Below are 14,403 nucleotides of genomic sequence, written 5' to 3' on the forward strand. Positions count from 1 at the left end.
CATCAGCATAGTCTAATCTAAGAGATTGGCAATTTCCGGAAGCTTCACTCCGGCTACATAATCCACTAATGGGGCTGACGTGGTAAATGTCCGAAACAACGCTATCTCTTTGACATCCTTATTATAGTACAGCTCGGCAAAGAAACCGCCGGGTAGGTGGTATAGATATAAGCATGTCGCTTGCTCTAAACGACGTGCTAGTAATGTAGCGGTAGCGAAGATGGCAACAAGTTGCCGCTCATACGGCAAGGCGTCAAACTGAGAAAAGGTCATTTGTAATGAATATTAGATTTTGCTACCTATAAACAGCAAACCGAGTAAAGAAGCTGAATTGGCCGTTCACTACAATGGCAACTAACTTAACAGCTTATCTGTAAATTCAGTAAGGTGCTTAGCCCTGTGTAAACCACACAACAAAGTTACCTTATGATAAAGGCTAAAGGTGCCTGCACTTGTAGTACTATAAGAAGAAGTTGCTACTACTATGGCCTGTAATTTCACTTTCCCTTGTACTCTTGCGCCCATTTACGGGAGTAGTAATAAAGTAGAAATGGGAAACAACGCGTTGCAGAATTAGTGCTTCAGCCTTTCCGCCTCGGTGTAGCTCACGTATCTCTCCACTGACACTTGTAGTGAGAATGCCCAGCAGAGTAATATTACCGGTAAGCCATAGGAATGATGTTTAAGGTACTCCCTTCGTCTTCAAGTTAAACGCCAGATTAGTCGGAGCCTCGCCCTCAATGCATTGCCAATTATTTTAGTTAAATTTTATACTAATTTTATTGGCACCCGTTTACTTTGCAGTCCATAAAATTCGGCTGCACTATGAAAGACGTTGATATTATCGCGGTGCCTGAACCTGGCTCTGAACGGTTTTTACTGCCCCTATTCAGCTATTTGGTACCTGCTGGCTTTCCCTCACCGGCTACTGACCACCTCGAAGGACTCTTTGATTTGAACCGGTTGCTGCTGCGGCACCCCGATGCGACCTATCTGCTGCGAGTCAGTGGGGAGAGCATGGCAGGGGCAGAAATCCACGCCGGCGACTTGCTAGCCGTGGACAAGCATTTAGAAGCTGACCACAATCATATTGTGGTCGCTGTAGTGCACGGCGAATGCACTGTGAAGCGCCTAGTGCGCGAAGGGCAGAAGTGGTGGCTCAAGCCCGAAAACCCGGCCTATCAGCCTTACGAGATTACCGATACCGACGAGTTGCGGATTTGGGGCGTGGTTACCCACGTCGTGCATGAGCTGATTCCCGGCAAGCTGACTGCGTTAATCCAAAGCCTTGATTAGCTATGTTCGGCCTGGTCGATTGCAACAATTTTTACGTGAGCTGTGAGCGGGTCTTTCAGCCGCGCTACGAGGGCCGGCCGGTGGTTGTGCTCAGCAACAACGACGGCAACATCATCAGCCGCTCCGCTGAAGCAAAGGCCCTGGGCCTGCGAATGGGCGACCCCTATTTTCAGGTCAAGCCCCTGTTACAGCAGCACAACGTGACCGTGTTTTCCAGCAATTATGCCCTGTATGGGGACATGAGCCGGCGCGTCATGTGGTATCTTGGCCAATCGGCTCCGGGCGTTGAAATCTATTCTATAGACGAGGCATTTCTGGACCTAGCCGGAATGGAAAAGCATCTGGGGAGCCTGGATGCTTTCGCCCGGAAGATTCGGGCCGGGGTGAAGGCGCGAACGGGCATCCCGACCTGCGTCGGGGTTGCACCGACCAAAACACTAGCCAAGCTGGCGAACCGCATCGCCAAAAAAAATCCGGACCTGGGCGGGGTGCTCTACCTCGACAACGCGGCGCGGCGGGCCTGGGCACTGGGGCAAGTGGCCGTGGGCGACGTGTGGGGCATCGGCCGGCAGTACGCTCAGAAGCTCACTGCGGCCGGTATCGACACGGCGGCGGACCTGGCCCGGGTATCCGACACCTGGGCGCGTAAACACCTGGGCGGCGTGGTCGGGGCGCGGCTGGTGCAGGAGTTGCAAGGCCGGCCCTGCGCAGGCCTGCATCCGTCGGAAGATGGCACCCTAGCCCGGCAAAGCATCAGCTGTTCCCGAACCTTTGGCCGGCCCCTGGCGGCTTTTGCCGATGTACAGGCGGCGGTGGCTTCGTTTCTGTCGCGGGCAGCGGAAAAACTGCGTCGACAAAACGACACTGCTCATGTGTTGACGGTGTACTTGAGCAAAAACCGCTTTGCGACCAACGTGCTCCCACCCTTCTCGCGCTCGGCTACCCTGACCCTGCCTTCCGGGCCTACGGCCGATACGACGGTGCTCCTGAGCTATGCCCGCGCTATGCTCAGCCGGCTATGGGAGCCCGGCACGCTCTACCACAAGGCGGGGGTAGTGCTTGACGGCTTGGAGCCGCCCGGTACTGGCCAGCAGCTTTCCTTGTTTGAGAAGCCGGCCTCGATACCGAACAAAAGGGAAGAAAAATCGCTGAAGGTAGACCGGCCCGGCCTGATGGCCAGCCTTGATGCGCTGAACCAACGCTTCGGCCGCGGCACCGTGCGCGTGGCTTCGACGGTGCTGCCGCCTGCTCCTGGAGGACGGCCCGTCCCGGCACCCTGGGAGGGGAAGGCACAGTGGCGCTCACCGGCCTACACTACCAGACTGGAAGATTTGCTTATTGTGCGCTAGCGTGCATATCGCCGCTACACGCCACATGTGCTACTTTTAGCAACCGCTGTTTGCATCGATTCTTTTTTAAGGCCCCATCTCCCATGCAGGAAGTCGAAGTTTTATTCATGGTTACCCGCAACGGCGGCGGAACCCGCGAGGAACGAATCAAAACCCGCGTTGATAGCTCGACGCTCAGCGCTGCCTCGGGCGACGTGGGAAGAAGGAAGCTGGACGGATGGGCCAAGCAATTCTTTCCAGCAGACAAGGAAGCGCGGGTACTCTATATGAAGCGCCTCTAATGAGCACGACCCACGTCTTTGGCATGGCCAAATCAAGTCTGGACCTGCTGGGCGCGAAACGGCAGAAGCTGGAATTAGACTTCCTGCGCCTGGTGTACGCCTGTCAGCACTATCAGGCTAACGGCTGTCAGGCCTTCGGCTACCTCGCGGTCACCTCGACCGCGATTGAGCAACAGGTGGCGAAGTGGGCGAAAAAGTACCTGGTCCCTCCCGGCCTGGTGCAGTTGGTTGTGCCCAAACTCTCGGATGTGGAGCAACAATCGCTGCTGGCCGAAAAGGGCCGGAACCGGCTGGGCAATCTGGCCAAGGCCGATGCAGCGGTCCTGCTAAAAGACGCCGATGGCTCTTTTGGGCGGGATTTGCTGGAAGCGGCGCTGGAATCCTCTATCCTGGACCAACACGCGGCCCTTCGGGTCTTGGAACAACACGCAGCAATTCGGGGAAGCGCAGCCGTAGGGGGCTACCCGATGGGCGTGCAATGGGACTATTACGGCTGCTACTAATGGCCATTCAACTTCATTTCCGGCACGCGCAGGGGCTTCCGATGGGAGAGCCGCTGGCGGCGTGGGAATCGCCGCCATTCCTCATTTTTCCCTCGGTCCAGGTCTTGCAGGAAGCTGCTGACGCGCAGGGCCTCAAGGAGCTATTCTACGATGGACCGGATGCCCTATTTCCTGACTGTGCTCCCGGCAAGGCCAACTTTTGGGCAGATGCCGAAGAACTAGTCTGGGAGTTAGCCTGCGACCACACCGACGACCCGGAAGATGCGACGACATGGCCCGCAGGGTATGCTTTGCTTCAGTTCCTGACCTTTTGGCGCCTGGCGCTTAACGAAGACGGGGCTCACTTAGAGCTGATTCACTTTTGACCTTTCACCCTCCAAACTTTTCGCATGTTAACGCTTGTCAATGACCCGAAACAGGTAAAAAAGTTATATGCGGAATTTCGGCTGCTACTGGACAGTAAAACCTTCTTCCCCGTCCCTCTCCCGGATTTTAACATTGGCCACCGGGGCGGTACTGCGGCTACAGATGCTGACTACTCACCCAAGCTAGACGTCTGGACGAGTCCGGGGAACCTGCATTGGAATGCATTCGGTGTCGGTAAGAACCCATCGATGGTCGTTCAAATCAACTTCCAGGATTACGACCACAAGCCCCGTCGTGTAGGAGCGGCCTTTGCCTTAGATGCGGACAACAACCCGGTTGTTATCCACCGTGGCCACATTGGAGGGGGCAAAATAGGCGTCGGGCTTACCCTTATGCTCAACGAATGCCGTTCCGAGCACGTTTGGTTACGCGAAGAGGACGACCAGGAAACGGAGTGTTTTGTTGTCGGCCAACTGCGCTCCAAGTTCTTTTCCCAACAACTAGCCAACTTCGTCTGGGAGGTAAGCCGGGTAAAAAACCTGGGCGACATCTCTGGACTAAGTGGCATCGCAGCGTCGCTGCTGTCCAGTGACAAGAAAGGGTTCACCAACGAAAAATCCGGTGCGGCCATTCGCACGAAGGTTGGGCAAACAGAGTTTACGCATGGTTTAGTGGTCAATGAACTGGCCAAGCGCTTACGCATACCCGCAACAAATAAGGGCTGGAGTGTGCGTAACGACCGCCATCGTGACCTGATGCTCACCGAAGGCGACGAGCTGCGGGTGTTATTTGAAGTAAAAACCGGCGTTACCACTCAAAGCATCTGTACCGGATTGGGTCAGCTGCTACTCTACAGTGCTACCAGTACATCTGCCGGCCTAGTGCTGGTCTTACCGGAGAAGCTGCCTACTGACGTTGCCGAACAGTTAAGACGGTGGAATGTACAAATCCTCTATTACAGCTGGGTGGATACTACTCCCCGATTTCGCGACCTTAGCAAACTATTGGCACGGCTATAGAATTGAAGCAAACCAATGAGTGGCTTATGAACGATGAACTATACCGCTTGTATCAAACCAGGCTAACTGACTTTGAGCGTGTTATCCTGCAATTCAGCGGCACTGACCTGGCTGGCCCCTTGCTCATGTCGCCAAACGCAACTTATGGCGAGCAAGAAAATCCATTGCTGATAGTCGGGCAGGAAACGAAGGGCTGGGGCTACCTTCAGGGACACGACATAAGAAAGCAAATGGTTGTTTATGAGGAATTTAATTTAGGAGATGGTTATTATTCTTCCCCTTTCTGGAATGTCACCCGAAAAGTTGAGCGGGCACTTGGCGCTGTTCCTTACTCGTGTGCTTGGACCAATCTCAGCAAGTTTGATGTGGATGGTGGGCGCTCCTATGGTGAACAAGAACAGCTAATTGCTACCGTAGATGACCTCTTGGTAGCAGAAGTCAATATCCTTAAACCGAAGGTTTGCCTGTTTTTTACGGGTCCGGATTTCGATTCCCGCATCCAACGCATTTTCGCGGGTATAACCTATCAGAGCGTACCCGATTGGCCCATTCGAGAGATGGCACTTCTCAAACATCCTGATTTGCCAGCCTATACGTTTCGGACTTACCATCCAAACTACTTACGCCGGAGCGGTCTGGAACCGGGCTTCATAGAGTTTATAAGTGGGCTTCCTTTTTCGGCTGATGTTCCTCCTTCAATTCTATGATAGCTACTCCCCTCTTCTCACCTGAATCCTTACTCATTCCCCGGCATCCCGTTGAAAGCTGTCATTTGTCCCAAGTTGAACTGCTGACGCTCGAAGAGGACGATGATGAACGCGCCCGCGTGGCACAACTCCTGCGCTGGGGCAGTGCGACCCCTGATTCAGGGAAAAAACTAACCCGAACAAATTAGCCGTTATATTCTTCTACTTTAGTTCTCATGCTGGCGTTTAGTGGTTGGACCAATGAGTAGTAGCAGCTTCGGCGTCAGACCGAAAAGGGCAACTCATCGGGCAGGAATTTGGATTCGAGGTACTCTTTGGACATCATAGCTCCCAAGAAATCTTTGGCTTTGCTCTCTTCAAAAAGCACCTGGTTACTGCCAGATGCTAAGCCTAGTGATTTGCGAACGTAGTCCTTATAATCATCGGCAGCATTCCAAACCGTGGCCAGCACGCAGGCTTGGGCATTGCTTTTCAGCGCTTGGGCGATTATGTCGTTAATGTGGTCATCGGCGAAGCTGTAACCGATGCATACAATGAGCCGCAAGTCAGTCAGAAAGCAGAGCCGCCGAAACTCATAGATATAGAAAAGGTACGGGTCGATGGCGCGCAGCTTGTTGCTCGTTCCAAAAATTAGGACTGGGTCGCGGGACGGGTCTTCTGCCTGCATCAGCTTGTGCGTTTTGGGGTCGGTGTACCAGTCCAGCGAGCCGTGTAGCTTGTATAAGGTAAAGTTCTTTTCATCGCCTCGCGTGAAGCTATTATAGCTCCACTCACGGGTGTTCTCATCAAACCCCAGTTCTATGTTGTCCTTGCCCACAACCTTTTCAAAGCAGAGGTCATAGTTTAAGCTAAACACCTTGATGTTGATGCCAATGCCGTTGTTGCCGAACATCAAGTCCTTGAACCCGCCGTAGTACGCGGCATCCTTATACAAGGAGGGCTTCACCCAGTCGCTGACAAGCTCGTTTGTTATCAAGCGTTTGAACTCCGTTAGGTGACTAAACTCGGGACCGGCCAAGTCCAACAGGCGGTTGTCCCAAGCCCCTATAAATGGATAAATAAGGTTACGCTCCTTCTTCTCGATTTCAGACATCACGATGATGAGCTTTTCGATGTTGAAAGAAGCCTGAAAGTTGCCAAAAATGCCGTCCGCGAATTGAATGGAGCTACGCAGGTAATAGTACAGGTCTTTGTACGGCTTCCAAGCGGTGTCTTCGTTCACGAGGCGGTGCACGGCGTTCACCATCTCCGCCGACACGGGTATGCCAGCGTCCCGGCTGCAGCCAGCTCCCAGCAAAAACAAGACGTTGTCGCGCTCAATGCTCATAAATAACGGCTTACAGGAACCAGGGAGAATGCAGTGACAGCATATCCTTTCGAAAATCCGGGAATTGCTCGAAATGCGTGCAGTAATCCGCGATGATGGAGGAGTAATAAATGGAGATGACTTTCACCTTGGCGTTGAAGCCCCGCCAGTTGGTACCGGTCAGGTTGATAGCATCCTGGAGGTAAGGATAAACAGACTCCCGCGAAGTATGAGCCGAGTGCAGGAACTCAATGTGCACCGGGGGGCTAATGCGCTCATTAAGCACTTCCTTCCCTTGCTGCAAGCCTTCAAACCACACCAGGAATTCATGCGGGTTTAGCTCAACTAAGGTGCTGGCGTAGGGGGTCTTTGTGTTGTGGTTACTATAGCCAAAGAATTTATTCTTAACATTGATTTTAAGCACCTTGAATTCCATGCTGCGCACTTTCCCAATAGCGGCTTTGATGGAATCAATTTCTTGGTGCTTGATTTTGAAAGGCAGGTGCAGGGCGCACTTGGTGTAACCAGCAAACTCAGGGCTCCCCAACAAGCTCACCAAGTTGCGCTGCAAGGCACTCAGATACGATTCTTCGGAATGGTCATCGGCTAGCACTTCGAGCTTTCGGTAAATCCCGGAAGAATCCAGGCAAACGGAATACGCAAAGAACCGCTCAATCTGGCCTTGGTCATTGAATTTGTGGGCACTGCCAATGCCTAAAATCAGGCAGTTGGAAATGCTCGGCTTCACTATCCAGGGAATGCCGCCCAGCTTGGCAAATAAGGCTAGGCCGATATTGGATGTGGACCACTTCAGCGTACTGTCCACACTAATTTTCTCGTGGCTGAGCACCTGCAAGGGAATTTGCAGCTTGGTCAGGTGGTACTTGAGGTAGTAGTAGGTTTCCGAAACGCCCGGCTCGTCGGCGTGGTTGTTTTCTTCTACGAAGATGGTTATCAGGTGCTCGTTTGGGCGTTCGGTCTGCAGCTGTCGTACTTGCTCTACAGCGCCAGCTAAGTGCGGCTCGCTGGTGTCAAGAAGCGGTATTTGCACGATGTTATTCTTGCCAATATCCACTTGAAACATTTCGTGCATGCCCTTGAAAGTATCTGGGTTGCGCTTGCCGGTAAGGCTTAAAAACAGCTTGTTGGCGAAGGCTCGGTACCGCTCTTCGAGAATGAAGACAAACGTGCAATCCGACGGACCTTGCCGGTACGGACCGTAGCGACGGATACCGCTAAATTGATTGTAATCGTAATTGTCGTTTTTGAAGATGTATTGTTTTTTGGCCAGCGTCGTCGCTGTAACGGTGGAAAATGCTTCGACCAGCGATAACTGCAGGTCCTGCCAAGCCAGCGGACCGAGCTGGGGCAAGAGCCGACTGAGCTGCGCGGTCACGTAGTTGTACTTGTCGCCGTAAAAATTTTTGTTTACACCACCGTTACGACTGTTGCTAAAACTCAATTGTAGCGTTTCTGCATCGCCCTTTGGATAGCTCTTATTTGCTCGGAAGCGCACATCCACTAAGAAGCCGAATTGCCGCTTGCTCTCCAAGTAGTAGGGCTCTAGCACGAGGGCCCGCTTGCCCTTGGTGAAGCTTTCGGTGTATAGGTCAATAGAATTATGAAACCCCCGTAGCTTGGTGGAATGGTCGATACCAGCGGCCTCCGCTCGCTGCTGCACCATGAGCGTGAGCACCCGGCACGTTAGATTGCGGTTGGCGCGGGCTGGACATTCATAGGCAACAAAACCCGGTACAGGCTCAAAAGCCACGTAATAGCGCTTGAATTCATCGTCGCCCGGCTCTTCAGGTAAGGGGTATATCCACAAGCTGTCCTCCGTCTTCGGCGCGCCGTCATAGAGTTTTCGATACACCGTAAATGCAAACGGCTGCTCCCGAATAGCTAGAAAACTTAGTAGAATGTCGGTCATAAACGGAACGGCGATAAAGTGACCACCAAGAATGTCCTGGCAGCAGGCAACGAATGAGAATAGCTGCTCAGGCCTCTTTATAAGGCTGCGTGATGTCGAGGCCCCGCTTGACTAACGGAATAAGGTCAGCGGAACCGTAGCTACGCTCAATGGAAAGTTGCAACCCTTCCAATTGAGCCGCTTCATCGGAGGTGAGCTTACGGCCCCTTCTAGGTTTCAAAAAAGCCTGGATGGCTTTGGTAAGATGGCCTTTCACGGCAGCTAGCTGCTTTTCAGCAGTCCCCAAACCCCGTAGTTTTAACTGGCCGGATTCGGTGTTCTGAAGGTTGCGAAAAAAATCGCACGAAGCACCTTTTTGGTTACGCTCACAGCCGTGGGCACGCCGGATGAAGGCTTCGTAGCTCATGGGGGAAATGTGGTCTTCCATTGTAGTCAAGCGAAAGGGTTGATTTAAGCAGCGTATGTGTCTTCCGGCTCCAGGTGGCGCACCAGTGACATCATGGCCAGCGTATCGAGCAGCGGCTTCACCTTGTCGGCCTTCGTGCGCCGGAACCGGGCCGCTACCTGGGCGCTGCTCAGAGCCTCGCCAGCAGCCTGGTGGACGATTGCGCGCACGGCTAACATTTGCTGAGCTAGCTCAGCTGGCCACGGCTGGGCCGTGGCGCCAACGGCTGCCGTCGTGGTGGTCGCGGTCGCCGGTAGCGCCAAAGCTGCCTGCTGGCCGGGAGCCTGGTACTCGGGGCGCAGGTAGCGCACAGTACCCCCCGCTTCCTCGGCAGCGCGTTGGTGATTGAGTTGAGCCAGGCGGGCCAGCTGCTCGGCCTCGGTTAAGTTAGAAGGCCAGCCGTAGGCTGCAGCTACCGCTTGGTCAAGCTGCTGGTGCAAGCTCAATACAACACCAGCCAGGCCGTTATCCTTGATAACTTGCTCATCGGGTGTAAGCAGCTGTCCACTGCGTAATTTTTCGACTACGTTATACAAGTCGGTTATTTTAAGACTGGGGTGCTGGGCCTGCTGGCGCTTGCGATGCGCGTCCAGTTGCTCGGCTAACAGCCGTATTTTTCCCTTTTGCTCATCCGTTGCTGCTGGAAAAGGGAAAGGGTCAAAGCATGTCACCTTGCTATAAACGGGGCGGTCCTCCAACCGTCCACCAGTTGCTAATGACCAAGCAACGTGAACACCACTCGACAATACTCCAAGATGGTAAGCATCATTGGACGCTATCACAAATAGCTTACAGTCAGGCACTGTTCCCTTATCCAAGAACGTAAAGACCCTGTGTTTCGCGGTTTCATTGGTGGCAATGAAACGTGGCAGGCCATCTACTGCCCGACGCATCGCAGGTTGATTTTCAAAAAATAACCACCAACGCTCACGCCGGCTTTTTCGCGGATTAGGGTCACGCTCTGGCTTTACCAGCTCCCAAACTCGTTGATAAACTGCCGGGTAGCGTTCCAGGACTTCATCGACCGTTAGGCCAAACAGGTCTATTACAAGTAAACCACGACTTTGCTGAAGTATGTCGCGCCCATTGAGGTAAGGACGAATGTAGTTTTCCAACCCGGTTACCTTACCTAACCCTAGTCCTTCGGCTTCGGCGGGCGTAACCTGGAACCCTTCGCCTCCCAGCTTCACTCCCTGATTACAAAGGCCGGCGTTAGCTCGTAGCGCAACCGTTCCTACGACGTTCGTATCAACGGTCAAATCAGCATGGATAACGCCGACCTGCTCGGTAAACTCTATTTCGTAAGCATCTCCTTCGACTAAGGTTTCATTTGTCACTTTGAGTAGCGCCCCTGGTAGTACTCCTCGTTCGCCAACAGTGAAGGCCACTCGCACGGCTGCCCCATCCGCTGCAGTTACCCAGGCATGGTCTGGAATAGCGTAAATAAGGGAGAGTGGCTGGGCTGTATCTGTTAGAAACTCCTGCACTAAACGCCGATTGAGCGCCTGTGTAATGGAGTTAGTGGTAATCAAGCCAAATCGCTCTATCTGGCCTTTAACCACAAGCTGCGCGGCGCGATACCACCAATACATCACTAAATCAGCGGAGTTCGGCACTTGGCCATCATAAGCTTTGCGAAGTGCTTTCACATAGTCATCGCCTAATGCGCGCTTCATAACATTGCTGCCTACGAATGGCGGATTACCCACAATAAAATCAGCCGCTGGCCACTCGGCCGGCCACGTCTTGCTATAATCGGCATTGTGGCCCAACACAGCATCCTGCTGCGTGATATTCTGGTAGTTGTCAAGCAGTGGCTCTGCTAACTGCGTCAGACCATGGGTGCGCAAATGCCACTGCAAATACCCAATACGCAACACCACGTCGGCAATGGCGGCAGCTCGTGGATTCAACTCCATCCCCAGCAGCTGCCGGGGACTTACTGTCGTTCCGTCGCCCAGTTCCAAGCGGCCGGAACCGCCAAGCTGTGCCAGTGTCGTCAATACCTCACCCTCCAACCGTTTCAGGTGTTCTAAGGTCACATACAAGAAGTTGCCCGAACCACAAGCTGGGTCCAAAATCTTCACCGATGTGAGCCGGCGCAGGAATTTCAGTATTTCCTCACGGGCTGCGTCCACGGCTTTCTTGCCCTTGCCCTCGTCCAGCCGGGTAGCGCTGGCCGCCTGTGTAGCAGCCCACTCGCGCCGTAGCGGCTCAATGACTGTGGGTAGTACCAAGCGCTCAACGTAGCGCCGGGGGGTGTAGTGCGCGCCCAAGCTGTGGCGCTCGGTCGGGTCCAGCGCCCTCTCTAGCAAAGTGCCAAAAATAGCCGGCTCGACTTCCGTCCAGTTAGCGGCGGCGGCAAGCTCCAGTAGTTTTATTTGGTCTGCATTTAGGGGCAACGCCTTCGCTTCGTGGAAGAGCTGCCCGTTGAAACGACGTAGCTTCTTGCGCAGCTCGGGCGAAAAACCACCCTTATCCATCACGGCCCACAAACCCTCCAAAGCGTCGGGCAGGTAGCCCCGGGATTCCTCTGATTCTGCATAGGTGGCCAGCAGGCCCTTGAATGAATCTGCAGGAATTAACTCTACGTCCTCGGCAAACATGGTAAAAAGGCAGCGCATGAGAAACTGCGCAACCAAGTCGGACGAGTGGCCCGCCTTTTCAAGCTGGGTGCTCAGGCCCGCCAGGTAGCCGGCGAGCTGGCGCGTAACCAGGGCGGCGCGGCGGCTGGGGTCGAGCTGCTGCGGGTCGGTAAAGAGCTGGTGCAGCTGCGCCCGCAACTCCGGCTTGGCCAGCGCCGGCAGAAAGAAACGGTAGTGCCCCGAATCGGGAAAGGGCACGTAGTTGTCGCCTACGCCGGCAAAGTTGCTATACACGTCAAAACAGTGGCCAACGTCAACTACGACAATAAACGGGGGCCGGGGCTCGCTTGCCGGCAGCGCCCGCACGTAGCGTAGTGCCTGCTCGTAAGCGGCTTTCATCATTTGCTCCCATTTGGCGGTCCCGCGCACGGCGTGGCCTTTGCGGCGCTTCGCGGGCGGCAAGCCTAACTGCGCCAGCTCTGCGGCGGCCTGCTCGTCAGGACTGTTAGTGCCCTGCTTAGTTTCCAAGACGAAACAGCCCCGCTTGTACAAGTCAATTCGCCCGGTGGTCTGCTTACCGCCTCCCTCGTTAAAAGTTACAGCCCGCTCAAAGACATAAGCGTCTTGCGCGGGGTCATCCGTTGTACCATCTGGTCGCGGGACACCGAGTAAATCACACAGTTCTTGTAGAAACGGCGCATAGTTAGCGCGTTCGGCTCCGCCTGATTTTAGCCAGCGGTTTTCAAAGTCGAGGTATTGCACGGTGCAAAATACACCCTTCTAAGCTTGAACAGAGGCCAAACCCTTCGCTAGGCAAAATTATATTCCCAAGCGAGCTACTCTACTTCAATCGAGGATAAAAACCGACTCGCACCGAGGGACTTTTGCCCATTGGGACCTACAAGCGCAGTAGCGCGTGCAATCCAGAAAAAAGAGTCATCAAAGAAAACGATATAAGTAGAGGTATAAAGCCTACCATCCAGCTTTAATGATAACTCAGAAACGATAGCGTCTTTGTTAGCGAATTTGGTTTTGGTCCTTTTTACCAATTTACAGTCAGTGGACATGTTGCTAAAAAGCGTAAACATTCTTTCAACTGATTGTTGCGCTGCTACTTGATAATCACCTATAACCTCTCCTTGCGTTATATTAAACGTATTTTTATCTGCATTATCCAAAATACAGTAATATGAAATCGTATTCTTTATCCCTTCTATCTCAAGGTTTGCATTGGAAGGATTGAGCTTGAATAAATCAGGAGCAACTGCCGTGATTTTAGTGTTACCCAATTTGACTCTTGACCAGCTCGCGTATTCCTGGCTTGATACACCCCCCTCATTCTTTAGCTCACTAATGGCTATTGATGACAGTAGTTTGGCAGCATCCGATTTTGCGGCAATATCATCCGGATAATGGGCCTCTATCACCCAAGAGTATTTTGCGTCATTGATACCAATCCAAGTAAGAAAGATTGTATACCCTTGTATTTTACATTTAGTATCTACTCTGATTGCTTCGCGACCTTGAATTGTGAGCTTATCCCTTTTTATAAGTACGGTTGACGCATTTCTTACTTTTGAACGGTCCAGATAAGCATCGGCAGATTTGGCTAACTGGAAGTCCCCCTCTTCATTATAATGCTCCGTGACGCTGTAAGCATTCGTTTCGCCCATTTGAATGAAGGACACCACTGTTGTTCCAACATTATGCGGCACAGTATTCGGGTTCTTAGAAAATACTCCGGGTGAGTTTAGAATTATGCGTGTAGTACCAACTTTTGCCTTTTTCCAAACAGGTGGCTGACTTTTACTTGCTCCAAGCGCTACACTAACGCTGATGCACATTACAAACAATGAAAGGCAGAATAAAGGATTTAAGTATTTTTTGCTCATAATTTATATATTTTTAGGAAAACGCCAAAGGGTATTAGTGAAAGGCAGTCAGGTTAACTGCGCATAAATTGACCCGCGATACTCATAAAGCCCAATATTGCCCATATGGCCCATAACAAGCTTGACATACTTTTCTTGGGTTTATTGAATGCATAAGAGTAAGTCCTAGCAACACCTAGCACTACTAGCGGTACTATCATAAGTGCCACTGCTCTTCCCATAAGTGATGATATAAACATCATGGTAAATCGTGATGCATTTCCACCTGTGTTAGGGCCTCTTATGGAATCATAATCCAATATCAATGCCAGTGCCAGCCCAACCATCAGTGAGGCAATAGCCATATTCCTCAGCAGCTTCCCGTCTTTAGGAGACTCTTCATGAGTCAACTCCTCGTAGTCTTCCATGTACTTGTCCAGTGAAGGTATGCCCTTCGCATTCATAGGGCAAAAGGGTAGCGTACTCTTTAAATCCAAAATTGGAGGGTGCAAGGTATGTATCCAGCACGATTTTGCACCGTTCTAGCCCTTCACGCTGAAAACCAACCTGGCTTCAGCAGTGCTGCCACCTAGCCACCCGGCTCCGGGCGGGCGGCGCGTCCGCCCTGGGAGGGCAAAGCGCAGTGGTGCTCTCCGGCTTTCACTACCCGCTTGGAAGATTTATTGCAAGTAGATTGACGGTGAAAAAGTCCTCGACAAGAATCAGGCTTACAGCGATTTGATAC

15 protein-coding genes and 1 pseudogene are annotated in these 14,403 nt (G+C 52.6%); 9 read left to right on the plus strand and 7 right to left on the minus strand.

What is annotated here, in order from left to right:
• Nucleotides 1-12: 12 nt before the first annotated feature.
• Nucleotides 13-273: a hypothetical protein gene (locus MTP16_RS25160; protein ID WP_243520764.1), complete on the minus strand. Its 261-nt coding sequence runs from the start codon at nt 271-273 to the stop codon at nt 13-15.
• Nucleotides 274-825: 552 nt separating this feature from the next.
• Between MTP16_RS25160 and MTP16_RS25165 the strand changes: the two genes are divergently transcribed.
• The 8 genes from MTP16_RS25165 (at nt 826) to MTP16_RS25200 (ending at nt 5,709) form a co-directional block, all read left to right on the plus strand.
• Nucleotides 826-1,296: a LexA family protein gene (locus MTP16_RS25165; protein WP_243520766.1), complete on the plus strand. Its 471-nt coding sequence runs from the start codon at nt 826-828 to the stop codon at nt 1,294-1,296.
• 2 nt (nt 1,297-1,298) lie between these two features.
• On the plus strand, nt 1,299-2,645 hold the full coding sequence (locus MTP16_RS25170; protein WP_243520768.1) for a Y-family DNA polymerase: 1,347 nt from the start codon (nt 1,299-1,301) through the stop codon (nt 2,643-2,645).
• An 83-nt stretch (nt 2,646-2,728) separates the two neighbouring features.
• Nucleotides 2,729-2,926, plus strand: a complete 198-nt coding sequence (locus MTP16_RS25175) for a hypothetical protein (RefSeq protein WP_243520770.1) — start codon at nt 2,729-2,731, stop codon at nt 2,924-2,926.
• Complete coding sequence (locus tag MTP16_RS25180) at nt 2,926-3,429, plus strand: hypothetical protein (protein WP_243520773.1); 504 nt, start codon at nt 2,926-2,928, stop codon at nt 3,427-3,429. Before MTP16_RS25175 ends, MTP16_RS25180 begins: the two co-directional genes overlap by 1 nt.
• Complete coding sequence (locus MTP16_RS25185) at nt 3,429-3,794, plus strand: hypothetical protein (RefSeq protein ID WP_243520774.1); 366 nt, start codon at nt 3,429-3,431, stop codon at nt 3,792-3,794. The genes MTP16_RS25180 and MTP16_RS25185 overlap by 1 nt, the downstream gene beginning before the upstream one ends.
• A gap of 24 nt (nt 3,795-3,818) precedes the next feature.
• Nucleotides 3,819-4,814 (plus strand): hypothetical protein, encoded by a 996-nt coding sequence (locus tag MTP16_RS25190; protein WP_243520776.1) that lies wholly within the window; start codon nt 3,819-3,821, stop codon nt 4,812-4,814.
• Nucleotides 4,815-4,840: 26 nt separating this feature from the next.
• Nucleotides 4,841-5,521, plus strand: a complete 681-nt coding sequence (locus MTP16_RS25195) for a hypothetical protein (protein ID WP_243520778.1) — start codon at nt 4,841-4,843, stop codon at nt 5,519-5,521.
• Complete coding sequence (locus tag MTP16_RS25200; protein WP_243520781.1) at nt 5,518-5,709, plus strand: hypothetical protein; 192 nt, start codon at nt 5,518-5,520, stop codon at nt 5,707-5,709. Before MTP16_RS25195 ends, MTP16_RS25200 begins: the two co-directional genes overlap by 4 nt.
• 74 nt (nt 5,710-5,783) lie before the next feature.
• Here MTP16_RS25200 and MTP16_RS25205 read toward each other — a convergent pair whose 3' ends face one another.
• From MTP16_RS25205 to MTP16_RS25230, 6 genes are all read right to left on the minus strand, one after another.
• Nucleotides 5,784-6,848 carry an SIR2 family protein gene (locus MTP16_RS25205; protein ID WP_243520783.1) on the minus strand — a complete coding sequence of 355 codons (1,065 nt, stop codon included), beginning with the start codon at nt 6,846-6,848 and terminating at the stop codon, nt 5,784-5,786.
• Nucleotides 6,849-6,858: 10 nt separating this feature from the next.
• Nucleotides 6,859-8,757, minus strand: coding sequence for a Piwi domain-containing protein (locus MTP16_RS25210; RefSeq protein WP_243520784.1), 1,899 nt, complete (start codon nt 8,755-8,757; stop codon nt 6,859-6,861).
• A 67-nt stretch (nt 8,758-8,824) separates the two neighbouring features.
• Nucleotides 8,825-9,184, minus strand: coding sequence for a hypothetical protein (locus MTP16_RS25215; protein ID WP_243520786.1), 360 nt, complete (start codon nt 9,182-9,184; stop codon nt 8,825-8,827).
• 23 nt (nt 9,185-9,207) lie between these two features.
• Nucleotides 9,208-12,549, minus strand: coding sequence for a class I SAM-dependent DNA methyltransferase (locus MTP16_RS25220; protein WP_243520788.1), 3,342 nt, complete (start codon nt 12,547-12,549; stop codon nt 9,208-9,210).
• A 74-nt stretch (nt 12,550-12,623) separates the two neighbouring features.
• On the minus strand, nt 12,624-13,679 hold the full coding sequence (locus MTP16_RS25225; RefSeq protein WP_243520790.1) for a hypothetical protein: 1,056 nt from the start codon (nt 13,677-13,679) through the stop codon (nt 12,624-12,626).
• A 53-nt stretch (nt 13,680-13,732) separates the two neighbouring features.
• Entirely contained in the window at nt 13,733-14,122 is a 390-nt protein-coding gene (locus MTP16_RS25230; RefSeq protein WP_243520792.1) for a hypothetical protein, read from the minus strand.
• Between the two features lie 162 nt (nt 14,123-14,284).
• On the opposite strand from MTP16_RS25230, the pseudogene MTP16_RS26135 reads away from it, so the two are divergent.
• Nucleotides 14,285-14,356: pseudogene (locus tag MTP16_RS26135) on the plus strand (hypothetical protein); the annotation flags it as partial.
• Between the last annotated feature and the right edge of the window lie 47 nt (nt 14,357-14,403).

The sequence above is a fragment of the Hymenobacter monticola genome, from assembly GCF_022811645.1.
GTDB classification, from domain to species: domain Bacteria; phylum Bacteroidota; class Bacteroidia; order Cytophagales; family Hymenobacteraceae; genus Hymenobacter; species Hymenobacter monticola.

Coding starts and splice junctions, on each gene's coding strand:
- MTP16_RS25160 (WP_243520764.1), bottom strand. CDS start 273: ATGACCTTTTCTCAGTTTGACGCCTTGCCGTATGAGCGGCAACTTGTT.
- MTP16_RS25195 (WP_243520778.1), top strand. CDS start 4,841: ATGAACGATGAACTATACCGCTTGTATCAAACCAGGCTAACTGACTTT.
- MTP16_RS25190 (WP_243520776.1), top strand. CDS start 3,819: ATGTTAACGCTTGTCAATGACCCGAAACAGGTAAAAAAGTTATATGCG.
- MTP16_RS25200 (WP_243520781.1), top strand. CDS start 5,518: ATGATAGCTACTCCCCTCTTCTCACCTGAATCCTTACTCATTCCCCGG.
- MTP16_RS25205 (WP_243520783.1), bottom strand. CDS start 6,848: ATGAGCATTGAGCGCGACAACGTCTTGTTTTTGCTGGGAGCTGGCTGC.
- MTP16_RS25180 (WP_243520773.1), top strand. CDS start 2,926: ATGAGCACGACCCACGTCTTTGGCATGGCCAAATCAAGTCTGGACCTG.
- MTP16_RS25215 (WP_243520786.1), bottom strand. CDS start 9,184: ATGGAAGACCACATTTCCCCCATGAGCTACGAAGCCTTCATCCGGCGT.
- MTP16_RS25185 (WP_243520774.1), top strand. CDS start 3,429: ATGGCCATTCAACTTCATTTCCGGCACGCGCAGGGGCTTCCGATGGGA.
- MTP16_RS25225 (WP_243520790.1), bottom strand. CDS start 13,679: ATGAGCAAAAAATACTTAAATCCTTTATTCTGCCTTTCATTGTTTGTA.
- MTP16_RS25170 (WP_243520768.1), top strand. CDS start 1,299: ATGTTCGGCCTGGTCGATTGCAACAATTTTTACGTGAGCTGTGAGCGG.
- MTP16_RS25230 (WP_243520792.1), bottom strand. CDS start 14,122: ATGAATGCGAAGGGCATACCTTCACTGGACAAGTACATGGAAGACTAC.
- MTP16_RS25165 (WP_243520766.1), top strand. CDS start 826: ATGAAAGACGTTGATATTATCGCGGTGCCTGAACCTGGCTCTGAACGG.
- MTP16_RS25210 (WP_243520784.1), bottom strand. CDS start 8,757: ATGACCGACATTCTACTAAGTTTTCTAGCTATTCGGGAGCAGCCGTTT.
- MTP16_RS25175 (WP_243520770.1), top strand. CDS start 2,729: ATGCAGGAAGTCGAAGTTTTATTCATGGTTACCCGCAACGGCGGCGGA.